We start from the raw sequence: 22,471 nt of genomic DNA on the forward strand, positions 1-22,471 counted from the left end.
TCGCCATCAGCGGCTTGGACCAATTTGTGGGTGGTCATGACCAAGGTGTCTGTTGGGCGTAATTTTCGAAGCGTTTGCGATGCCAGATGCCGCTGGTCAGTGACAGCAAAAAAAACATATTGGGAATGGTGGAGCGCGCGCGATGGCCCACAAAACCGATCCCATTAAAAAACCGAGGCGACTTCATGCTTTGGAATGACTTTTAAATTTGGAGAATTGATTAATTTGGAAATAAATCGTTCAATTACAAGTTATTGTGAGATTTTTTGAATGCAAAGCTTTAAAAATAATAGTTAATAAAGGCACTTTCTTCGCTTGTCTCATTTAAGCGTTGCAAAACAACCTCGAATTCACTAATTAGTGAATTATTTTGGGAATTTAGAAATATTGCTCGGCTTTTATAATGAATTAATAATAACTTTAACACTAAAAAATATGAGTACTATTATATAAATTTATTTTTGTATTTTGAAAGTTATTGTCGTTAATTAATTTTTTCTTCAATTAAATCAATGGCTTCAACAAAAAACTTAATTTATATTTATTCTTTGCTAAAATGCCGATCAAGGAGCATGTATGGCTAATCAATCCGATTCTTTAGAAAGCGTTGTCATTGGGGACGGCGTGGTTGTCAAGGGTGCGTTTACCGTTCCTTCAAAAGCTGTGATCAACGGCGTGATTGAAGGTGACTTGACGGCAGAAGAGGTCTTGATTGGCCCCACAGGACGTATCACTGGCCGTGTTTCAGCCAAGGTTATTGATGTTCGCGGCCAGCTTCACAACACTATCGTCAGTGAAAAAAGCTTGATTGTTCGAACTACAGGAAAAATTGTTGGCAAAATTCACTATTCAGAAATTGAGATTGAAAAGGGCGGCGAAATTGAAGGCGTGCTCAGCCAAGGCGCTGAGCCAACAGCCCCCTCCGTACCGCCCCCTAGTCCCTCTAAACCCTAGGTTTTATCCGGTTTAATTTACGAGATTTATGCGTTTAGCGCTCAGTCCTTTTTTAGCTCAATTGCGAACTCTGCCGCACCTTGTGCGCCAGCTTTGGGTGCGCGATTACCAAGACGTCAAACTCATCATTGAGCAAAGCGGCGATTTGCGTTATTTCAATATCCCTGCGCGTTTCCAACGTGTCTTCGCTCGCGGCACCATCATTGTGATGTCAGTGCTTGTTTCTAGTTTGCTGGTGTTGTTGGTTACCTCCTTGTCTCTGGGCATCAGCCGCGCCCGTCTAGAGCGCTCGCATGAGGAGGTATTCAGGGCCTTGATCACCAGCACCGCCGAATCTCAGCAGGATATAGAAAACCAGCAAGCCTTGACCGAGGAGCAGATGGTGAGCTTGGCGCAAACCATCCGCGACCGTGATATGAGCATTCGACGGTTTGTGGAAACTTCAATGGTGGCTGTTTCGGAAGAAAATGACAACCTCAAGTCTCAGTTGGAAACTTCTGGCCTGACTGAGAAAATCATCAAAATCATCCAACAAAACTCGGCCAATGGTGGCTTTACCTTGGAAGGCGATTTACAGGCCAACCCGTTGATGCGTGGCAAGGTCGCGGAAGAATTGTCCACTAACCGTTCTTTGCGTGAAGTACTTTATGCTTTGCCTAACCGTATGCCGGTGACCAATTTCAGCTTTTCCTCTGACTTTGGTATCCGTAAACACCCTCTTACCGGCAAATCCCATTTCCATACTGGTGTTGATATGATGAGCGAAACGGGGGACGATAAAGTCCTTGCCGTCAAGCCTGGCGTTGTAGTTATGTCAGAATTCCACCCCCAGTATGGCAACACCGTTGTCGTTCGTCACTCCAATGGAGTGGAGTCTCTGTATGCTCACATGGCCCAGTTATTGGTCAAAGTGGGCGATAAGGTGACAACCGACAATGTCTTGGGCTATATTGGGAACACTGGATTTTCAACCGGCAAGCATCTGCATTTTGAGATATTGGTTGGGGGTTATCCTGTGAATCCTCAAAAAGTGATCCGCACCGCCCAATATGTTCAGCAAATCCAAAACAAACAGCCCTAATCCGGCGGTTCAGAGCCCTGCAGTTGCCCCCCAGCCTGTCGCTCCTGTACAGTCAGCACTCCCCAGCGAGTCGGTTCCGCTAGATCAACCTCAGAGAAATACCATGATGGATATCATTTCTTCCAATGCTTCGAAACCCTCTATTTTGAGTGAGGGCTTTTCCTTTCGAGGTGAAATTTCCGCCAAGGGCGCCATTCATGTTGAAGGTTCTCTCAATGGCCAAGTTCAAGTCGATGAACTTACCATCGGCTCGCGTGGTCAGGTTGAAGGTGTGGTGACTTGCTCGAGTCTGCATATCAAGGGTAAGTTTTCAGGCACAGCCACTTGCAGCGAGTTGATCGTGACCTCTTCTGCATCAGTCGATGGCCATGTGGTCTACCAAACTTTATCGGTACAAAAAGGCGCCTCTATCAAGGGCGAGTTGCTACTGGTAAAGTAAAGCCTTTCGCTGTCCCGCTTAAGGTTTGGAATGTCGGATGTTTCTCAAATAGATGGAAGTGCGGTACGTTTGTGCCGCGAAGCCCAAGGCTGGGCAATCAACGATCTCGCTGCCAGGGCCTGTTTATCGGTCAAGCAAGTGCGGCAAATTGAAGAGGGCGGCCTAAGTTCTTTTTACAGCGAGAGCGTCAAACTTACTGCGGCCAGAAAAATTGCTGGTTTATTGCAACTCAGCGAGGCTCAATTATTCGGTCAAGTTCCACCCGCTGCTTCTCCTATCGAGGAGGAAATGCTCTTTTTTGCTTCGCAATCGACACCCGCAAGCGTCGTTGCTTCAAGCGCTGCCCAACCGTACTCTTCGACGGATACAACCCAGACAGATGCTTCAGGCGTTCATTTGATGCGCAGCGAGGCTTTGCACATCTTGGCGCAACCCCCAGAAATCGACTGGACCAGCTCTTCGGCCCAGGCTCAAGAAGCCAGCCATCTTCAAGAACAACCCCAAACCTCAGTCCAGGCAGCGGCTACTCAGGAATCAAGCTCAGCTGCTTCAGAGGAGCCAAGTCCCTCGGGTAACTATTTCCTGAAAATCTTGGTCTTGTTTTTGGTAGCGATCGCTGTGGCTGCCTTGATGCGTCCTAAGCCTGTGGAGCCCACTACAACCTCGCCAGAAGCTTCCACAGGGCAAAGCATGACGCCACCAGTGACCCCTGCAGCAGGTGAATCTGCCACCCCTGAAACGGCTACTGGAGCAACTGCTGGGGTTGTTCCAAACCAAGCTGATGGCAATAAACCCCCAGCAACATCAGAATTAACCCCCGCTAAAGCCCCCTCCGAGCGTTAATTCTCTGCGCCCATGGCAAGCGCTGCCTCGCGCGATGCCTGTGCCTCGTGGGCGGGTGCAGGATGCAAAGGCCAGCCTGCCAGATGGGACGTGGACAAATCTTCCAGAGCTTGAATCCATAAGGGGTTGTCATTCAGGCAAGGGATATAGCCATAAACCTCTCCACCTTCTTCAAGAAACGCCTCTTTGACTTCAATGGCAATTTCTTCCAAGGTTTCTAAGCAATCGCTGACAAAACCAGGGCAGACGATATCCATGGACTTCAAGCCAGCCCGTGCCAATTCCCTCACCGTGGGTTCGGTGTAAGGCTCTAACCATTTGGCTTTGCCAAACCGCGATTGAAAGCAAACCCTATATTGATCTTTAGATAAACCTAAAGCGTGCGCTAACAAACGCGCGGTTTTGTGGCATTCGCAGTGGTAGGGGTCCCCTAATTTCAAGGTGCGGGCAGGCACACCGTGAAAGCTCATGACCAAGAGTTCATTGCGGCCGTGGGTTTGCCAGTGGCGTTGAATGCTGTCGGCAAGCGCCGCGATATAGCCAGGGTGGTCGTGGTAGTTGTTGATAAAGCGCAACTCGGGTACGCGGCGAGTGCGCAAGGCCCATGTGTAAACCGCATCAAACACGCTGGCAGTTGTGGTGGCCGAATACTGCGGGTAGGCGGGGATGACCAGCACGCGGTTGACGCCATCTTGTTTGAGTTCATCCAACACCTGCGCAACCGCAGGGGAGCCATAGCGCATCATCAAACGGACCTGAACCCCACGGCTGCTCCACTTTTGATGCAATGCATCTGCTTGGCGTTGTGACCACACTTTGAGTGGGGAGCCTTCTTCGGTCCAGATGCTGGCGTATTTTTGCGCCGACTTGGCCGGGCGCACCCGTAAGATGATGCCGTGCAAGATAAAAAGCCATAAAAAACGGGGAATTTCCACCACCCTTGGGTCACTTAAAAACTCAGCCAAATATCGGCGAAGGGCAGCTGCGGTGGGTGCGTCTGGGGTACCTAGGTTGCAGTAGACAATAGCGGTATGGGAAGCTTGCCCATGGGCGTAAGCAGGCTCTTGGGCAAAACGGGGTTCTATAGACATGCCCGTATTTTCACTTATTGCGAAATAGCTTTTTCGCCTAAGACTATTGCGTTAAGCAAGGCTTAGAAGGTCTACGGCTGCAAAGCCACTGCGCACCGCAGCTTCCAGTGTGGCGGGGTAGGGGCCTGAAACATAGTCGCCACACGCGACAACCCCCTCGCACACTTGTAAAGGCGGTCGAGAAAGTGCGGGCACACAGGCAAAGGTGGCTCGCTTTTCCACCACCGTGGTGATGTGTACCGCGTCGTGAATACCTAGTTCATCCTGTATTTGCTGCAAGACGTCTTGCGTGGTGGCGCAGCGCTCGCCAGTGCTGGCGCTCACCACCAAAGCCAGTACACCTTTGAAGAAAGGGTCGGCATTGAGGTGACCTTTGTCAAAAGCAAATTGAGCGGGAGCCTGGGGGTTGCTGTGCATGGCCACAAGAGGCTTGAGCCACGATAGGCGTTGGGCAGTGCGCACGTAAACGGTGGTGATAGCGGTGTGCGTCAAACTTGCCGCTTGCGCAGACCATGTGGGTGCCAAGCTGTGGGTCAGCTTGGCTGCTTCCCATGGCGGACAAGCCAGCACCACGGGGTTTTGCAGCCAAGGACCGAGGTCATCCACGCGTTGGTGTGTTTGCACCACAGCACCATGGGCGCTCAACCAAGCGTGGGCGGCGTCAGGCATCAGGCTGCCCAAATCCACCTTGGGCAGCAACATATCGCTGCTGCCCTTGCCCGACCACAACGCATCTTTCAAAACGGCGAGAAAAATTTGGCCACTGGCGTCAACGGCTGGCAGGTTTAAAGCAGAAACGCAAAGCGGCTCTATCAGTTCTTGCATGACTTTTGGCTTCAAGCCTTTGCACAGATGCGCCACCGTCATCCGCGCATCGCATGCAAAGCCTTGGGCTTGCCAGCGCGTGGCTTGGTGCAGCAAGCTGAGTTTGTCTGACCAAGACCAACCATCTGCCATGCACACGCCCATCAAAAGGTTAAGCGGTGCTGGCAAAGAAGGCAAGGACAGACCCTGACCATCAACGTACTTCAAATGCAAGGGCATACGCCACAAAGTGTCTTCGGTATTGACACCCACCGTTTGTAAAAGTTGCAAGGTATCGCTGTAAGCGCCGATCAAAATATGCTGGCCGTTGTCAAGAAACAGGCCTTCATGCACCACCCGTCTTGCGCGACCGCCCAATTGCGGGGCGGCTTCGAGCAAGCGCACCGCAAAACCCGCTTGGGTTGCGCGAACCGCAGCGGCCAAGCCAGCCCAACCGCCACCAATGATGGTCAAGGGCGTCAAAAACGCCCCAAGGCCTGCATTTTCCAAGCCAACCAAAACTTGCGCAAAGGTGTGAGCGCCACGCGTTGGCGCAGCACGGGAAAGCCCGCTGCTTGGATTTCCACCAGCAAGGTTCGGTAAATGCTGGCCATCATCAGACCTGGCTTTTGGCTGCGCCAATCGGCTTGCGGCAAAGCGGCCAAGGCTTGCGCGTAAAGGCCTTGGGCGCGTTCGTATTGAAAAGCCATCAAGGCTTGGAAAGCGGCGCTGTCGCGGCGCTCCAAAATATCTTTGGCGCTCACCCCAAACTGCTGCAATTCATTCACCGGCAGGTAGATGCGCCCTCGCAAAGCGTCTTCGCCTACGTCACGGATGATGTTGGTCAGTTGAAACGCCAAGCCCAATTGATGGGCGTAATGGGAGGTTTCGTCTTGGCTTTGCCCAAAAATACGCGCCGCCACTTCGCCCACCACACCGGCCACCAAATGGCAGTAGCGTTGCAGGCCCGCAAAGTCCAGATAGCGTGTTTGGTTCAAATCCATGTGGCAACCCGCAATCACATCTTGCAGGTGTTGGGCGAGGATGCCAAAGTCTGCGGTCAAGGGCATCAAGGCTTTCATCACTGGATGCTGGGCGGTGCCTGCAAAGCTGCTTTGCACCTCCATTTGCCACCAATGCAATTTTTGGGCGGCTACCGAGGGGTCTTGAACTTCGTCCACCACATCGTCGACTTCACGGCAAAACGCATAAAAAGCGGTGATGGCAGCCCGCCTGTGCGGTGGAAGGAATAAAAAAGCGTAATAAAAACTGCTGCCCGAGGCGGCGGCTTTTTGTTGAACATAGTCTTGCGGCGTCATGTCAGCGATTGTGGCATCCAGCTCACATCCAAGCGGCTCGCCAAGCCACGCTCAGCCAGTCCAAGCCTTTGAGCACAGGGCGTTGCTGGAAGGCATCCAGCTGTTCGAGTTTGTCCAAAACGCGTAAACCACCTTGCACCACCAGACGCAACTCCCAACCGCCACGCCCTGGCAAGGTGTGGACCAGTGGGCTGCCTTGGCGCATTAAGGCGCGGGCAAAAGCGGTTTCGTCGCAAAGTTTGGCGTTATGGGGCAGGTAATGCCTGCCACGGGGTATGTCAACGCTCAAATCTTGCCAAAAGTTGATGAGTTGCAAGGCCGAGCAAATGGCATCACTTTGCGCTAAAGAAGCTGCGTCGTTCACGCCATACAAATGCAGCAATAACCGGCCTATGGGGTTGGCCGAGCGGCGGCAGTAGTCCAGCAGTTCCTCACGCGAGGTGTAGTGCCGTTGCGACTGGGTGTAGTTAACGTCTTGGGTGAAGGCGTCGAGCAGGTCGAGCAAGGGCTGCAGGGGGATGCTGTGTTGGCGAATTTGTGTTGCCAAATGCGTGAACACCTGCGGCCATTGGGCGCTGACATGGCCATCGTTGGTGCACGCCAGCAGGTCTGTTTGCATGGCCGATAGGCCAGCCAAGCGACTGTGGGCATTTGCATTTCCTTCATCGGCCATATCGTCAGCTGTGCGGGCAAAGTGGTAGATCGCCACCACCGCTGGTCGCAACTGCGCAGGGCACAGCCAAGAGGCGACAGGAAAGTTTTCGTAATGGTCTATGGCCGACATGGTTTTTCTATTGTCGCTTGACACACCAAGGCTGTAGAATTAGGTTACTAACCAGTCAGTCATTAATATTTTATAAAGAAAGCCTCGTCATGCCGCACTTGTCCCGACTTTTCTTGCTAGCCACCATCATGGGGCTGGTGGCATGCTCCCCGCCACCTGCCGCCCAAGAACCGGTGCGCTCCGTCAAGGTCATTCAAGTGGGGGAAACCGCCTTGGCAAGCCCCACCGAGTACGCAGGCGAGGTTAAGGCGCGTATCGAGTCTCGCTTGGGCTTTCGGGTAGGTGGCAAATTGATTGCAAGGCATGTGGAATTGGGTCAGCGTGTCAAAGCGGGGCAGTTGCTGGCAGAGATTGACGCGCAAGACTACCGATTGACGGTGGATGCCGCTCGCGCACAAATCAACGCAGCCGTCACCAACCGCGATTTGGCTGCTGCCGAATTCAAGCGGTTCAAGGAATTGCGTGACAAAGAATTCATCAGCAGCGCCGAGCTTGAGCGGCGCGAAACCACCCTCAAAGCCGCCCAGGCCCAAGTCGACCAATCGCAAGCGCAGTTGTCCGCTCAAACCAACCAAGTGTCTTACAGCAAATTGGTGGCCGATAAAGCCGGTGTGGTCACTGGCATCGACGCCGAAGCAGGGCAGGTTGTGAGTGCAGGCATGCCCGTGCTGCGTTTGGCCCAAGACGGCCCCCGCGATGTGCTGTTTGCCGTCCCCGAAGACAAAGTGGCCAGCCTGCAGCGAGGCCAAGGCGTGCAAGTGAAGTTTTGGGGCAGCGAAGAACTGCACAAAGCCTCGGTTTACGAAATCGCTGCGAGCGCAGACCCCGTTACCCGTACGTTCAGCGTCCGCGTGGCCTTAACAGGGCCAGTGACCGCGCCTTTGGGTAGCACGGTGACGGTCAACATGCAGTCCAACCTTGCCGCCAGCGTTCAAAAAATCAAGCTCCCCACCAGCGCTTTGCGCCAAGAGGGCGGCAAGACCATGGTGTGGGTTTTGGACATGGCCACCATGACGGTGAAATCCCAAGAAATCCAAATCACCACAGCTGACGGTAATGAGGTGGTGGTCAACAGTGGTTTGCAATCAGGCCAGCAAGTGGTGGTGGCAGGTGTGCATGTGTTGTCACCGGGTCAAAAAGTCACCTTGTTTCAGCCTGCTGGCGCTAAACCATGAGCGATACACCCAGCCCCAAGGGCTTCAACCTTTCACTGTGGGCGCTCAAACATCCAGCCCTTACCCGTTACCTGATGGTGGTGATGATGGTCTTGGGCGTGACTGCCTACTTTCAGCTTGGGCAGGATGAAGATCCGCCCTTCACCTTTCGCGCCATGGTCATTCGCACCTATTGGCCAGGCGCGACCGCACAGCAAGTGGCGGAACAAATCACCGACAAGCTAGAGCGCACACTGCAAGAGGCGCCCTTTGCCGACAAGATTCGCAGCTACTCCAAGCCGGGCGAATCGCAAATCATTTTTCAGATCAAAGACTCCTCCAAAGCCGCGGATGTCGCCAACGTCTGGTACACGGTTCGCAAAAAAGTCAGCGACATGCGACAAACCTTGCCGCAAGGCGTGGTTGGACCATTCTTTAATGACGATTTTGGCGATGTGTATGGCGTGATCTATGCTATCGAGGCCCAAGGCTTTTCCATGGCTGAAATCCGAGATATCGCCGATGAGGTTAGACAGCAATTGCTACGGGTGACCGATGTCTACAAAGTGGAATTGTTTGGCACCCAAGACGAAAAAATTTACATTGAAATACCGCAAAAGCGTTTGGTCCAACTGGGCTTGGACTTGAATGCGGTTCTGGCGCAACTGGGTCAGCAAAACGCAGTGGAAAGTGCCGGCACCATGCAAACGCCTTTGGACGTGGTCCAAATTCGCGTTCAAGGCCAGTTCCAAGCGATAGAGCAACTCCAAGCCATGCCCATACGAGGTGCATCGGGGCAGCAAATCAAGTTGGGCGATATCGCCTCCATTCAACGCGGCTATGTGGACCCAGCCTCTGTCAAGGTGCGTTTTCAAGGCAAGCAGGTGGTGGCGCTGGGTGTATCCATGGCCAAGGGCGGCGACATCATTGCATTGGGCAAAGCCTTGCGTGAATCAACAGCCAAAATTCAATCTAACTTGCCCCATGGCGTGACGTTGTTGCAGTTGCAAGACCAACCCAAGGCGGTGGGTCGTTCCATCAGCGAGTTCATCAGCGTGTTGATCGAGGCTGTGGTGATTGTGTTGGTGGTCAGCTTTGTGGCATTGGGTTGGCACAAGGGCGGGCGTTTGGGGTGGTACATCGATATGCGCCCTGGTTTGGTGGTGGGCATCACCATCCCCTTGGTGCTTGCCATGACGTTTTTGGCGATGTATTACTTCGGTATTGGTCTGCACAAAATATCGCTGGGTTCGCTCATCATCGCTTTGGGCTTGCTGGTCGACGATGCCATCATTGCGGTGGAGATGATGGTGCGCAAAATGGAGGAAGGCTTTGATAAGGTCAGGGCTGCGACCTTTGCCTATGAAGTCACAGCCATGCCCATGTTGACCGGCACACTCATTACCGCTGCGGGTTTCTTACCCATTGGTTTGGCCAAGTCCGTGACGGGCGAGTACACCTTTGCGATTTTTGCGGTCACCGTCATTGCTTTGCTGCTGAGTTGGTGGGTCTCGGTATTTTTTGTACCCTATTTAGGAACCTTGATCCTCAAGGTCAAGCCACACGCTGTGGGTGGGGCGCCACAAGAACTCTTTGACTCAGCCTTCTACAACACCTTTCGCCGCACAGTGAACTGGTGTGTGAAGCACCGCTGGCTCACCATAGGTGCCACGCTGCTGACGTTTGCGCTGGGTATTGTCGGCATGGGCAAAGTTCAGCAGCAGTTTTTCCCTGATTCCAGTCGTCCCGAAATCATGATGGACATCTGGTTTCCCGAAGGCACCAGCGTCGCAGCCAATGAAGCTTTGAGTTTGCAAGTGGAAAAGCGCTTGTTAGCCACTGACGGTGTTGAGTCGGTCAGTTTGTGGGTGGGCTCTGGTGTGCCGCGTTTTTACCTGCCACTGGACCAAGTGTTTGCGCAAAGCAATGTCTCGCAATTCATCATCCAACCCAAAGATTTAAAGCTGCGTGAAAGCCTGCGGGTGGCCTTGCCAGCCATCATGGCCAAAGAGTTCCCTGACGTCAGAGCCCGTGTCAAGCTCTTGCCCAATGGGCCGCCTGTGCCTTTCCCCGTGCAGTTTCGAGTGGCTGGCCCCGATCCCCATGCTCTGCGTTTACGGGCTGACGAGGTCAAGGCGGTGATGCGAACCAACGCCAATACCCGAGGCGTGAATGACAACTGGAACGAGTCCATCAAGGTTATTCGATTGGCAGTCGACCAGGAGAAGGCCCGCGCTTTGGGCGTAACCAGCCAATCAATCGCTCAAGCCTCACGGGTTTTGCTCAGCGGAACCACCGTGGGTCAGTACCGCGAAGGCGATAAATTGATCGATATCGTGTTGCGTCAACCGCAAACCGAGCGACAAGCCATCACCGATTTGGGTAACGCCTATGTGCCCACCGCCTCGGGCAAATCGGTGCCGTTGTTGCAAGTGGCCAAGCCGCAGTTCACTTGGGAGCCTGGGGTGATGTGGCGGGAGAACCGCGACTACGCCATTACCGTGCAGTCCGACATCGTCGAAGGCTTGCAAGGCGCCACCGTCACCGCTCAGTTGTTGCCAGAGTTGAAAAAGCTGGAGAAGCAATGGGCCGCGGACGGGCTCGCCGAGTACCGCATCCATGTGGCTGGGGCGGTAGAAGAAAGCTCCAAAGGCTCGGCATCCATCGCTGCTGGCTTGCCCTTGATGCTGTTTGTCACCTTCACCTTGCTGATGTTGCAGTTGCAAAGCTTTAGCCGTGCCTTGCTGGTGTTTCTCACTGGGCCGATGGGCATTGCGGGCGTTGCCTTGGCTTTGCTCACCCTGGGTCGCCCCTTTGGCTTTGTCGCATTGCTAGGGGTGATTGCGCTCATGGGCATGATTCAGCGCAACTCGGTCATCTTGATTGACCAAATCGAGCAAGACCGTGCCAATGGTGTGCCTGCATGGGACGCCATCGTTGAGTCGGCGGTCAGGCGTTTGCGCCCGATTGTGTTGACTGCCGCTGCAGCGGTGTTGGCCATGATTCCACTGTCGCGTAGCGTGTTTTGGGGCCCCATGGCGGTTGCCATCATGGGTGGTTTGATTGTGGCAACGGTGCTGACTTTGTTGGCGTTGCCAGCCATGTATGCCGCTTGGTTCAGGGTTAAGCGTTAAGCCAAGCTTGGCCTACAGCCGGGGCGGGTAGAATTTCGCCTTGACCGATTTCAGATGGGCGGTATGTTCAGTCACACCGCCCTTTGCTTTTTTTTAAATCCCGCGCGGGTGGCGAAATTGGTAGACGCACCAGGTTTAGGTCCTGACGGTAGCAATACTGTGGGGGTTCGAGTCCCCCCCCGCGCACCAATGTATGCCCAAAGCCCCGCGCTTTTAAGTTTAAAGATGGAGAAACCACATGGCTGTGAATGTTGAAACCTTGGAAAAGTTGGAACGCAAAATCACTTTGACTTTGCCAACCACTGTCATCCAAAACGAAGTCAATGCACGTTTGAAGAAACTGGCTCGCCAAGTCAAGATTGACGGTTTTCGCCCAGGCAAAGTGCCCATGAACATCGTGGCGCAGCGCTACGGTTACTCGGTGCATTACGAAGTCATGAACGACAAGGTGGGTGAGGCGTTCAACCAAGCCGCTATAGAAGCCCAGTTGCGTGTCGCCGGCCAGCCCCGCATCAGCGAAAAAGACCAAGCACCTGATGGCGAAATGGCATTTGATGCCATCTTCGAGGTGTACCCCGAAGTGAAGATGAAAGACTTGACGCAGGTTGCCATTGACATGCTCAAAGCCGATGTCACCGACGAAGCCATCGACAAAACAGTTGAAATTTTGCGCAAACAACGCCGCACTTATGCCCAGCGCTCTTTGGACTCCAGCGCTGACGCAGATGACCGCGTGACAGTGGACTTTGAAGGCAAGATAGACGGCGAGCCTTTTGACGGCGGCCGTGCCCAAGATTTCCAATTCGTGGTGGGCGAAGGCCAGATGCTGCAAGAATTTGAAGCTGCGGTCAAAGGCATGAAGGTCGGCGAAAGCAAGACATTCCCTTTGGCATTCCCCGCTGACTACCAGGGCCGCGAAGTGGCCGGTAAAACCGCTGACTTCATGGTGACCTTGAAAAAGTTGGAAGCCAGCCATTTGCCCGAAGTGACTGACGAACTCGCCAAGTCACTGGGTGCGGCTGACGCCACCGTGGCCGGTTTGCGAGCGGACATCCTTGGCAACTTACAGCGTGAAGTGAAATTTCGCTTGCTGGGTCGCAACAAACAAGCCGCTTTGGACGCATTGGTTGAGCACGCTGAACTCGACTTGCCCAACTCCATCGTTCAGGCCGAGCTTGACCGCATGGTGCAAGGCGCCCGTGAGGAGTTGAAGCAGCGCGGCATCAAAGACGCTGACAAAGCGCCTATCCCCGAAGATGTGTTTAAGCCGCAGGCTGAGCGCCGTGTGCGCATGGGCTTGGTGGTCTCCGAGTTGGTGCGCCAGCAGGGATTACAAGCCACCCCTGACCAAATCAAAGCCCATGTGGAAGAACTGTCTGCCAGCTATGAAAAACCCACCGAGGTTCAGCGTTGGTATTACAGTGACAACCGCCGCATGGCCGAGGTTGAAGGCATTGTGATTGAGCAAAACGTCACCAACTACGTATTCTCACTGGCTAAAGTCAGTGAGAAAGCCATCAGCTTCGATGAATTAATGGGACAACAAGCCTAAGCAGGCTGGAGAAACGCAATGAGCGCATTAGATACACAAGCGCTGGGCATGGTCCCAGTCGTCATCGAGACCAGCGGTCGGGGCGAACGCGCTTACGACATCTATTCGCGTCTTTTGCGCGAACGCGTCATCTTCTTGGTCGGTCCCGTCAACGACCACACCGCCAATTTGATCGTTGCGCAGTTGCTTTTTTTGGAAAGTGAAAATCCTGACAAGGATATTTCTCTCTACATCAACTCACCTGGCGGCTCTGTCAGCGCAGGCATGGCGATTTACGACACCATGAACTTCATCAAGCCAGCGGTCTCCACCTTGTGCATTGGCATGGCAGCCAGCATGGGTGCATTCTTGCTCGCTGCAGGCGCCAAGGGCAAACGCTTTTCTTTGCCTAACTCCAAGGTCATGATTCACCAACCCTTGGGCGGCACACAGGGGCAAGCCACGGAAATTGAAATTGCAGCGCGCGAAATTTTGAAGACCCGTGAACGCTTGAATCAGTTGTTGTCCGAAAACACTGGACAACCTTTGTCACGCATTGAGGTCGATACCGAGCGCGATTACTACCTCACCGCTGATGAGGCTAAGGCCTACGGTTTGGTGGATGATGTGATTGCCAAGCGGCCCTGACGGTTTTGAGTATCATTGAAACTTCTACTTAAGACATAAGATCGAATGGCCGACAAAAAAGGTACTTCCAGCGAAAAAACGCTTTACTGCTCTTTTTGCGGCAAAAGCCAGCATGAGGTCAAAAAACTCATTGCTGGGCCCTCTGTTTTTATCTGCGATGAATGCATCGATTTATGCAATGACATCATCCGTGACGAGTTGCCCCCTGATGCGGCGACCATGCGCGAAGGTCGAGGCGATTTGCCCAGCCCCTTGGATATCAAAAACAATCTTGACAACTATGTGATTGGACAAGAACCCGCCAAGCGGGCTCTGGCGGTGGCGGTTTATAACCACTACAAACGCTTGCAGCACAAGGAAACTGCTAAAAAAGACGAGGTCGAACTGACCAAGTCCAATATTTTGCTGATTGGTCCCACCGGTTCAGGCAAAACCCTGCTGGCGCAAACCTTGGCCCGCATGCTGAACGTGCCGTTTGTCATGTCCGACGCCACCACCCTGACCGAGGCCGGGTATGTGGGTGAAGACGTGGAAAACATCATTCAAAAACTGCTGCAAAACTGCAATTACGACGTCGAGCGTGCTCAACGTGGCATTGTTTACATCGATGAAATTGACAAAATTTCTCGCAAATCCGATAACCCCTCCATCACGCGTGATGTATCCGGCGAAGGCGTTCAGCAGGCTTTGCTGAAGTTGATCGAAGGCACCATGGCCAGCGTCCCCCCCCAAGGCGGGCGTAAGCACCCCAACCAAGACTTCCTGCAGGTCGATACCACCAATATTTTGTTTATCTGTGGCGGGGCTTTTGCGGGCTTGGAAAAGGTCATTGAAAACCGCACAGAGCGCTCTGGCATTGGCTTTAGCGCTGTGGTCAAGACTAAAGAAGAACGCAGTTTGTCCGATATGTTTGGACAAGTAGAGCCAGAAGATTTGATCAAATTCGGCCTGATTCCCGAGCTTGTAGGACGTTTGCCAGTGGTCGCCACTCTGAGTGAACTCTCTGAGGATGCGCTCATGGAAATTCTTACCGAGCCCAAAAATGCGCTGGTCAAGCAATACAACAAACTGTTTGGAATGGAAGGCGTTGAGCTAGAGATACGACCCTCCGCTCTCAAGGCGATTGCCAAAAAGGCTTTGGCCCGGAAAACCGGTGCACGCGGATTGCGCTCTATTCTTGAACAATCGCTGATTGACACCATGTTTGAATTGCCCAACAGCACCAATGTTGAGAAAGTGGTTGTAGAGGAATCTACGATCGAAGAGAACAAACCTCCTTTATTGGTCTACCGCGAGGCAGCCAAAAAGGCCTGAATTTCCCGTCGACCCTAGGGTTGGCTTTTTTCCAGATTGGATGTTTGACCATGTCAGGACAAACCCCTTTGCCCCCCGTTGCTATCGATCTGCCTTTGTTGCCTTTGCGCGATGTGGTGGTGTTTCCGCACATGGTCATCCCGCTGTTTGTGGGTAGACCCAAGAGCATCAAGGCGTTGGAGACTGCCATGGCGGCAGACCGCAGCATCATGTTGGTGGCTCAAAAAGCAGCAGCCAAAGATGAGCCTTTGGTGACCGATATGTTTGAGGTGGGATGCGTATCCACCATCTTGCAAATGCTCAAGTTGCCCGACGGCACCGTCAAAGTGCTGGTCGAAGGCCAACAGCGCGCCATGGTCAACCACATTGAAGATGGCGCTTCTCACTTTGTTTGTACCTTGACGCCAGTGCAACCCGCCGAGGTAGGTGACCAAGACACCGAGATCGAGGCCTTGCGTCGCGCTGTGATGCAGCAGTTTGACCAGTACGTCAAATTGAACAAAAAAATTCCCCCTGAAATTCTGACCTCTATTTCCAGCATTGACGATGCAGGTCGCTTGGCTGACACCATCGCGGCGCACTTGCCACTCAAGCTTGAAAACAAACAAGCGGTGCTCGATTTACCGCAAATCAAAGAGCGTCTTGAAAACCTCTATACCCAACTCGAGCGCGAAGTTGACATCTTGAATGTCGACAAGCGCATCCGCGGCCGTGTCAAACGTCAGATGGAGAAAAACCAACGCGATTTCTATTTGAATGAGCAAGTCAAAGCCATTCAAAAAGAATTGGGCGAAGGTGAAGAGGGCGCTGACATTGAAGAGATCGAGAAAAAGATCAAGGCTGCTCGCATGTCTACCGAGGCCCGCAAAAAAGCCGACAGCGAACTCAAAAAACTCAAACTCATGTCACCCATGTCGGCCGAGGCCACCGTGGTGCGCAATTACATCGATGTCTTGGTGGGCTTGCCTTGGAGCAAACGCACCAAGATCAAACACGACTTGATGAACGCCGAAGCTGTCCTCAACGAAGACCACTACGGCCTTGAAAAAGTCAAAGACCGTATTTTGGAATATTTGGCGGTACAGCAACGTGTCGACAAGGTCAAAGCACCCATTTTGTGTTTGGTAGGCCCGCCCGGCGTGGGTAAGACCTCTTTGGGTCAATCTATTGCGAAAGCCACTGGACGCAAATACGTTCGCATGGCTTTGGGCGGTATGCGTGACGAGGCTGAAATTCGCGGGCACCGCCGCACCTATATCGGCGCTTTGCCAGGCAAGGTATTGCAAAACCTCGCAAAGGTAAACACCCGTAATCCCTTGTTCTTGTTGGACGAGATCGACAAACTGGGTTCTGACTTCCGAGGCGACCCCTCCAGTGCTTTGCTGGAAGTTCTTGACCCCGAGCAAAACAACACCTTTAACGATCACTATGTGGAAGTGGACTTCGATTTAAGCGATGTGATGTTTGTCGCCACCTCCAATTCCATGAACATTCCTCCCGCCTTGCTGGACCGCATGGAAGTGATTCGTTTGTCTGGCTACACAGAGGACGAAAAAATCAATATTGCCACTCGTTACCTCATCCCCAAGCAGTTGAAAAACAACGGCATCAAGGAGGAAGAGTTGCTTATCGAAGAATCTGCGGTACGCGATATCGTTCGCTACTACACACGCGAAGCAGGTGTGCGTTCGCTAGAGCGTGAGATCTCCAAGATTTGCCGCAAAGTGGTCAAGGCCTTGTTGCTCAAAACCATGCAGCCTTTGGTCGTCGTTAACGAAGATAACCTCAACGACTTCCTGAGTGTTCGCAAGTACACCTATGGCCGTGCTGAGAAAGAGAACCAAGTCGGTCAAGTGGTGGGTTTGGCTTGGACCGAAGTCGGTGGCGATTTGCTGACTATCGAAGCGGCCATCATCCCTGGTAAAGGCAATATCACCCGCACCGGCTCTTTGGGCGATGTGATGAAGGAGTCTGTCGAGGCAGCTCGCACCGTGGTGCGCAGCCGCTCAGCAAGTTTGGGCATTCGCAGTGATGTCTTTGAGAAGTCCGATATCCATGTGCACGTGCCTGACGGGGCGACGCCCAAAGATGGCCCAAGTGCGGGTGCTGCCATCACCTTGTCCATCGTTTCTGCCCTCACAGGTATTCCTGTACGCAGCGATGTAGCAATGACAGGTGAAATCACTTTGCGTGGTGAAGTCACCGAGATTGGCGGCTTGAAAGAAAAATTGCTGGCAGCATTGCGTGGCGGTATCAAAACTGTGTTGATTCCCGAGCAAAACGTCAAAGATTTGCAGGAAATTCCTGACAACGTCAAAGCCAATCTCGAGATCATTCCAGTTCGCTGGATTGACAAAGTGCTTGAAATTGCCCTCGAACGCATCCCCACGCCCCTGCCTTTGGATGAGCCTGAAGTCGTTGCAGCAGCACCTGCTGTTGAAGTAGCTACGGTCGCTGTCAAACATTAACCGAGACGGAATAATTTTGGCGAAATTTTCAGCTATAATTTGCGCCTCATGCGGGAATAGCTCAGTTGGTAGAGCGCAACCTTGCCAAGGTTGAGGTCGCGAGTTCGAGCCTCGTTTCCCGCTCCAAATAAGAAACAAGGGAAGCACCAGCTTCCCTTTTTCGTCAAAGCATATGGCTCGATAGCAAAGCGGTTATGCACCGGATTGCAAATCCGTGTAGGTCGGTTCGACTCCGGCTCGCGCCTCCACCATTCAAAGATAATTATTGCGATGAAATACTGGCTGTCCACGTAATAGAGCATTTGTGCCCCAACTTAACGACGGCTTGTGAAGAATTTTTAAGAAATCCTGAAAAAGCTTCTCAACCCGGACCTGAGGGACAACGAACCATGTGGGTTTTTTATGGTGACCAAAGATGGCAAGATCCTTTGATGGTGCACCGTTGGGGATATACCCCCATTTCCTTAGCTACGCTAATGAAGACCTGTGGACTTATTGAAGTTAAGCAAGAATCTGCCCAGTACAAATTGAGAGAACCCCGCGATATGCGGATAACTGGAATTAAGCCTTTGTTAAATGAAAAACCAAGCCTCTCATTTAATCCAATAAATTACTTATTCAAGTTACGGTAATTATTAAATGATTTTGATTCATTGGCTCATCCCCGGAAACTTCAAATCTTTAGAAGATCTATCTGAATCCCATTTAGCCAGTATCCGAATGAGAGCAGGCTTGGTTGGAAAATGTGCACTTGACATTCAAGTTAAATTGACAACAGGAGACATCATCAACACAAAAGCAGATATTGTGGTTGTGGGAAAAATTGGTGGCGATTGTCAAAATGGACGTGCCAGTCTATGGATTGAGCAGATTTCAAAAGCAAATAAACAATCTAAGAAAATTATTCTTGACTATACCGATCACCACTTAGAGTCAATCTCGTCGACAATGGGTGTTTTTTACAAAAATATATTGCCGTTTATTGATAAAGCAGTTGTTCCTTCAACGCGTTTATCTCAGTTATTGATGCAATTTCTCGATAAAGAAATTACCGTCATAGAAGACCCTATTGAAATACAAATTACACCACCCAAAAATTTGCCTCCTTCTGATGAGATGACTTTGTTATGGTTTGGTCATGCAACAAATACTTCTTACTTGGTTAATTACTTGCAAAATAATTTGCTTTGCGACGCGGGCTTTAGATTAATTACTTTATCAAATGGACCTGGGCTTGAAATGCTGGCATCGCATCAACAACGTTTACGCTCTAGTATCAAACTGGATCTTGCTGAATGGTCATTGCAAAATATGATTAATGCTTCATTGGTTAGTCACGGTTGCCTGATTCCTTCTGATTTGAACGACTCGAGAAAAGCTGGTGCTAGCTCAAATAGATTGATCACTGCATTTGCTCTAGGTCTGCCAGTTTCTGCAGATGTTTTAGAGTCGTATGCTCCATTCTCAGATTACTTTCATAATATTCGAGATACACCGTTATCTGAATTCAATAAACAACTTGCTTCATACGCAAAAAAAATTGAGCTTGCCCAAGAGAATGTTGTACCCATGTTTAGCCAAGGAGTTCTTGCGCAAAAATGGAAAAGTCTTTTTCAATCAGCAACGAAGGGTTGAAGAGTGGTAACTACTGATGCGTAGACTACGAAATCGATTGGATTGAAAACAGTGATGAATCATTTACGCTGAAATTCGTCCAGCTTAACGAAAGAAATTTCTATGGGTGGTGTTTGCTTTTAATAGGCTTGGTGGGTATTCAAACCCAAACATCTACCTCACTGCCCAATGTGTCAACGCCGCCATGCGACTTTTTTTTGGACTGCTTATCGTTCTCTAAAGACGTATCGAGCGCTGGGTAGTCAGAAACCTCATCTACTGCCAAAGTGAGTGGTTGCGTGACAGCCGACACCTTTCTAATAGCACCTTGCGCCTTATTGAGTGGGCGGTTCATACTGACGCTTGAGATTTTCATAGCCTCTCCTTGGCAGGAAACTGTTTCTTACTAAGCTTATCAATCGGCATATGATTGGAAAAGTTGAATAAATCAACACTGAGTTAAGGATTAAAAGAGGCATATTACTCGGGTTAACCATAGGTAATTTAGTCTCTCATACCCGCGAAGATACTCTCTTGCAGAATTTTGTCGTAAATAGGCGCTGAAGATGGTTGATGATGTCATCCTAGAAACCCACCAATTGGTTAAAGAGTTCAAAGGATTTGTTGCCGTCAATGCAGTGGATTTAAAAATACAGCGCGGCTCCATCCATGCCCTGATTGGCCCCAATGGTGCTGGCAAAACCACTTTCTTTAATTTGCTCACCAAATTTTTGATACCCACCAGCGGGCGTATTCTTTTTAACCAACAAGACATCACCTCGGAAAAGCCTGCACAAGTGGCGCGCAGAGGCATTGTTCGGTCATTCCAAATTTCGGCCACTTTTCCCCATTTAACCGTTTTGGAAAATGTCCGTATTGCACTGCAACGCTCTGTAGGCTCTTCTTTTGATTTTTGGCGTTCTCAAAACAGCTTGAATCGACTCAACGACCAAGCCATGCAATTGCTTAAAGAGGTTGAGCTGGGTGATTTTTCTAAGGTACAGGCAGTGGAACTTTCGTATGGCCGAAAGCGTGCGCTTGAAATTGCCACCACCCTGGCCACCGAACCCGAACTCATGCTGTTGGATGAGCCTACTCAAGGCATGGGTCATGAAGATGTCGACAAGGTCACGCAGTTGATTAAAAAAGTCAGCGCCAATCGCACCGTCTTGATGGTTGAACACAATATGGGCGTGGTTTCGCAAATTGCTGACACCATCAGCGTATTGCAGCGCGGTCAAATCATCGCTGAAGGGTCTTATGCCAAGGTCTCGCAAGACCCCTTGGTATTGGAAGCTTATATGGGCAGTACCGACGCGGCCTTGGCTGGTGCCCATGGTCACTGAGTCCAGCACAGCAGTGCCGTTTCTTCGAATGCAAGGTGTGAAAGCCTTTTATGGTGAATCGCATATCCTGCATGGGGTGGATTTGGTGGTTCACCAAGGGGAGTTGGTTACCTTGCTAGGACGCAATGGCGCTGGCCGTACTACCACCATCAAGTCTGTATTGGGTCTGGTGGGGCAGCGAAGTGGTTCGATTGAAATATTGGGTCAAGAAACCATTGACTGGGACACGCACCACATTGCCCGTTTAGGTGTGGGTTATTGCCCTGAAGAGCGTGGTATTTTTTCGAGCTTGACTTGCGAGGAAAACCTGCTGCTGCCCCCTGTCATTGCGCCTGGGGCCATGACCTTGGATGAGATCTACAGCATCTTCCCTAATTTATATGAGCGCAGAAACAGCCCTGGCACCCGTCTATCGGGTGGTGAGCAGCAGATGTTGGCGATTGCCCGTATCTTGCGCACAGGTGCGAAGCTGTTGCTGCTCGATGAAATTTCGGAAGGCTTGGCGCCGGTGATTGTGCAGGCCTTGTCACGCATGATTCAAACTCTGCGTGAAAAGAAATTCACCATCATCATGATTGAGCAAAACTTTCGCTTTGCCAGTGGTTTGGCTGACCGCTTCTATGTGATGGAACACGGTCGCATCGTTCAAGGCTTTGCGGCCCGAGAGCTGCCAAGCAAGATGGGCATGCTTAACGAGTATTTGGGTATTTGATTTTAATAGGACGAACGAACATGAAATTTTCTTTAAACACTTTGATGGTTTGTATGTTGGCTGCGGTGGGCTTGAATGCTCACGCACAAATTTCCGATGGCATTGTGAAGATTGGCGTGCTCAACGACATGTCGGGTTTGTATGCCGATATCACCGGTCCTGGGTCGGTCGTTGCTGCCAAGATGGCTGTTGAAGATTATTTGAAGAGCAGCAAAAGCAGTTTGAAGGTGGAAATCGTCAGCGCAGACCACCAAAACAAGGCTGATATTGGCTCCAACATTGCTCGCCAGTGGTACGACACTGACAAGGTCGACATGATCATTGATGTGCCCACTTCCTCCGTGGCATTGGCCATCAGTCAAGTCAGCCGTGAGAAAGGAAAAATCCATGTCAACACCGGTGCGGCCACTGCAGATTTGACAGGTAAAGCTTGCTCTCCAAACACCATTCACTGGTTGTACGATACTTGGATGTTGGCCAATGGCACGGGCAAGGCCGTGGTGCAACACGGCGGTACCAGTTGGTTTTTCTTGACCGCTGACTATGCGTTTGGCCAAGCCTTAGAACGCGATACTGAAGCAGTGATCTTGAAAAATGGCGGTAAAGTGTTGGGTAAAGTGCGTCACCCCTTAGCGACCCAAGATTTTTCTTCCTTCTTATTGCAAGCACAAGCCTCTAAAGCCAAGGTCATTGGTTTGGCGAATGCGGGTGGAGACACCACCAACTCCATTAAACAAGCATACGAGTTTGGCATTGTCAAAGGCGGCCAGACTCTTGCGGGCTTGTTGGTGTTTCTGACCGACATTCATTCGCTGGGACTTGAAAAAGCACAGGGCTTGTATTTGACCGAGACGTTTTATTGGGACTTGAACGACCAAACCCGTGCTTGGTCTAAGCGCTTCGCTGCTCTCAACAATGGCAAGTACCCTTCGATGGACCAAGCGGGTGTGTATGCGGGCATCTTGCATTACTTGAAAGCCATTGATGCAGGAAAAACCGATGACGGCACCAAGGTTGCACAGAAGATGAAAGACTTGCAAACAGACGACGTTTTGTTTGGCAAAGGCAGCATACGCAAAGACGGACGCAAATTGCATCCCGCTTATTTGTTTGAAGTGAAAAAGCCGTCAGAGTCTAAAGGCCCTTACGACTACTACAAATTGCTGGCGACCATTCCAGCGGACCAAGCATTTCGGCCCTTGAACGAAGGCGATTGTCCTTTGGTGAAGAACTGA

19 protein-coding genes and 3 tRNA genes are annotated in these 22,471 nt (G+C 51.4%); 17 read left to right on the top strand and 5 right to left on the bottom strand.

The genetic code is table 11. The annotated features are described in order from the left end of the window. Window positions 1–576: 576 nt before the first annotated feature. From AC9UEO_RS04760 to AC9UEO_RS04775, 4 genes are all read left to right on the top strand, one after another. A complete protein-coding gene (locus AC9UEO_RS04760; RefSeq protein WP_509530541.1) occupies window positions 577–954 on the top strand; it encodes a bactofilin family protein in 378 nt (125 codons plus the stop codon). A gap of 28 nt (window positions 955–982) precedes the next feature. Beyond that, window positions 983–2,035, top strand: a complete 1,053-nt coding sequence (locus AC9UEO_RS04765; RefSeq protein WP_509530543.1) for a M23 family metallopeptidase — start codon at window positions 983–985, stop codon at window positions 2,033–2,035. A 103-nt stretch (window positions 2,036–2,138) separates the two neighbouring features. Next, complete coding sequence (locus tag AC9UEO_RS04770; protein ID WP_509530545.1) at window positions 2,139–2,474, top strand: bactofilin family protein; 336 nt, start codon at window positions 2,139–2,141, stop codon at window positions 2,472–2,474. A gap of 30 nt (window positions 2,475–2,504) precedes the next feature. Beyond that, the gene (locus AC9UEO_RS04775; protein WP_509530547.1) at window positions 2,505–3,317 is read left to right on the top strand and encodes a helix-turn-helix domain-containing protein; all 813 of its coding nucleotides are present in this window, start codon (window positions 2,505–2,507) and stop codon (window positions 3,315–3,317) included. Here the strand turns inward: AC9UEO_RS04775 and hemH are convergent. Genes hemH through AC9UEO_RS04795 form a run of 4 tightly spaced genes read right to left on the bottom strand, consistent with a single transcriptional unit; the run spans window position 3,314 to window position 7,315 of the window. Next, window positions 3,314–4,408, bottom strand: a complete 1,095-nt coding sequence (gene hemH, locus AC9UEO_RS04780) for a ferrochelatase (protein WP_509530549.1) — start codon at window positions 4,406–4,408, stop codon at window positions 3,314–3,316. The two genes, AC9UEO_RS04775 and hemH, sit on opposite strands and share 4 nt — an antisense overlap. 51 nt (window positions 4,409–4,459) lie before the next feature. Next, entirely contained in the window at window positions 4,460–5,695 is a 1,236-nt protein-coding gene (gene hpnE / locus AC9UEO_RS04785) for a hydroxysqualene dehydroxylase HpnE (RefSeq protein WP_509530551.1), read from the bottom strand. Then, window positions 5,692–6,531: a presqualene diphosphate synthase HpnD gene (hpnD, locus tag AC9UEO_RS04790; RefSeq protein ID WP_509530553.1), complete on the bottom strand. Its 840-nt coding sequence runs from the start codon at window positions 6,529–6,531 to the stop codon at window positions 5,692–5,694. Before hpnD ends, hpnE begins: the two co-directional genes overlap by 4 nt. A 22-nt stretch (window positions 6,532–6,553) precedes the next feature. Next, window positions 6,554–7,315 carry a squalene/phytoene synthase family protein gene (locus AC9UEO_RS04795; protein WP_509530555.1) on the bottom strand — a complete coding sequence of 254 codons (762 nt, stop codon included), beginning with the start codon at window positions 7,313–7,315 and terminating at the stop codon, window positions 6,554–6,556. 98 nt (window positions 7,316–7,413) lie between these two features. Here AC9UEO_RS04795 and AC9UEO_RS04800 point away from each other — a divergent pair, with 98 nt between their 5' ends. From AC9UEO_RS04800 to AC9UEO_RS04845, 10 genes are all read left to right on the top strand, one after another. Further along, window positions 7,414–8,490: an efflux RND transporter periplasmic adaptor subunit gene (locus tag AC9UEO_RS04800; protein ID WP_509530557.1), complete on the top strand. Its 1,077-nt coding sequence runs from the start codon at window positions 7,414–7,416 to the stop codon at window positions 8,488–8,490. Continuing rightward, window positions 8,487–11,603: an efflux RND transporter permease subunit gene (locus AC9UEO_RS04805; RefSeq protein ID WP_509530559.1), complete on the top strand. Its 3,117-nt coding sequence runs from the start codon at window positions 8,487–8,489 to the stop codon at window positions 11,601–11,603. The genes AC9UEO_RS04800 and AC9UEO_RS04805 overlap by 4 nt, the downstream gene beginning before the upstream one ends. A gap of 102 nt (window positions 11,604–11,705) precedes the next feature. Continuing rightward, window positions 11,706–11,792, top strand: a tRNA-Leu gene (locus tag AC9UEO_RS04810). A gap of 49 nt (window positions 11,793–11,841) precedes the next feature. Beyond that, window positions 11,842–13,155, top strand: coding sequence for a trigger factor (gene tig, locus AC9UEO_RS04815; RefSeq protein WP_509530561.1), 1,314 nt, complete (start codon window positions 11,842–11,844; stop codon window positions 13,153–13,155). Between the two features lie 18 nt (window positions 13,156–13,173). Continuing rightward, the gene (gene clpP / locus AC9UEO_RS04820) at window positions 13,174–13,782 is read left to right on the top strand and encodes an ATP-dependent Clp endopeptidase proteolytic subunit ClpP (RefSeq protein WP_509530563.1); all 609 of its coding nucleotides are present in this window, start codon (window positions 13,174–13,176) and stop codon (window positions 13,780–13,782) included. Window positions 13,783–13,827: 45 nt separating this feature from the next. Further along, entirely contained in the window at window positions 13,828–15,096 is a 1,269-nt protein-coding gene (gene clpX / locus AC9UEO_RS04825) for an ATP-dependent Clp protease ATP-binding subunit ClpX (protein WP_509530565.1), read from the top strand. 50 nt (window positions 15,097–15,146) lie between these two features. Then, window positions 15,147–17,564, top strand: coding sequence for an endopeptidase La (gene lon, locus AC9UEO_RS04830; protein ID WP_509530567.1), 2,418 nt, complete (start codon window positions 15,147–15,149; stop codon window positions 17,562–17,564). A 50-nt stretch (window positions 17,565–17,614) separates the two neighbouring features. Beyond that, a tRNA-Gly gene (locus AC9UEO_RS04835) sits at window positions 17,615–17,690 on the top strand. A 48-nt stretch (window positions 17,691–17,738) separates the two neighbouring features. Then, window positions 17,739–17,812, top strand: a tRNA-Cys gene (locus AC9UEO_RS04840). A 391-nt stretch (window positions 17,813–18,203) separates the two neighbouring features. After that, the gene (locus AC9UEO_RS04845) at window positions 18,204–19,199 is read left to right on the top strand and encodes a hypothetical protein (RefSeq protein ID WP_509530569.1); all 996 of its coding nucleotides are present in this window, start codon (window positions 18,204–18,206) and stop codon (window positions 19,197–19,199) included. Between the two features lie 139 nt (window positions 19,200–19,338). On the opposite strand, the gene AC9UEO_RS04850 is transcribed toward AC9UEO_RS04845, so the two are convergent. Further along, a complete protein-coding gene (locus tag AC9UEO_RS04850) occupies window positions 19,339–19,554 on the bottom strand; it encodes a hypothetical protein (RefSeq protein WP_509530571.1) in 216 nt (71 codons plus the stop codon). 190 nt (window positions 19,555–19,744) lie between these two features. Between AC9UEO_RS04850 and AC9UEO_RS04855 the strand changes: the two genes are divergently transcribed. From AC9UEO_RS04855 to AC9UEO_RS04865, 3 genes are read left to right on the top strand one after another with little or no spacing between them, the layout of a single operon-like run. Continuing rightward, complete coding sequence (locus tag AC9UEO_RS04855) at window positions 19,745–20,524, top strand: ABC transporter ATP-binding protein (RefSeq protein ID WP_509530573.1); 780 nt, start codon at window positions 19,745–19,747, stop codon at window positions 20,522–20,524. Then, window positions 20,514–21,236: an ABC transporter ATP-binding protein gene (locus AC9UEO_RS04860; RefSeq protein WP_509530575.1), complete on the top strand. Its 723-nt coding sequence runs from the start codon at window positions 20,514–20,516 to the stop codon at window positions 21,234–21,236. The genes AC9UEO_RS04855 and AC9UEO_RS04860 overlap by 11 nt, the downstream gene beginning before the upstream one ends. Window positions 21,237–21,256: 20 nt before the next feature. After that, window positions 21,257–22,471, top strand: coding sequence for an ABC transporter substrate-binding protein (locus AC9UEO_RS04865; RefSeq protein ID WP_509530577.1), 1,215 nt, complete (start codon window positions 21,257–21,259; stop codon window positions 22,469–22,471).

It is taken from the genome of Limnohabitans sp. (assembly GCF_040401495.1).
Lineage (GTDB): Bacteria > Pseudomonadota > Gammaproteobacteria > Burkholderiales > Burkholderiaceae_C > Limnohabitans.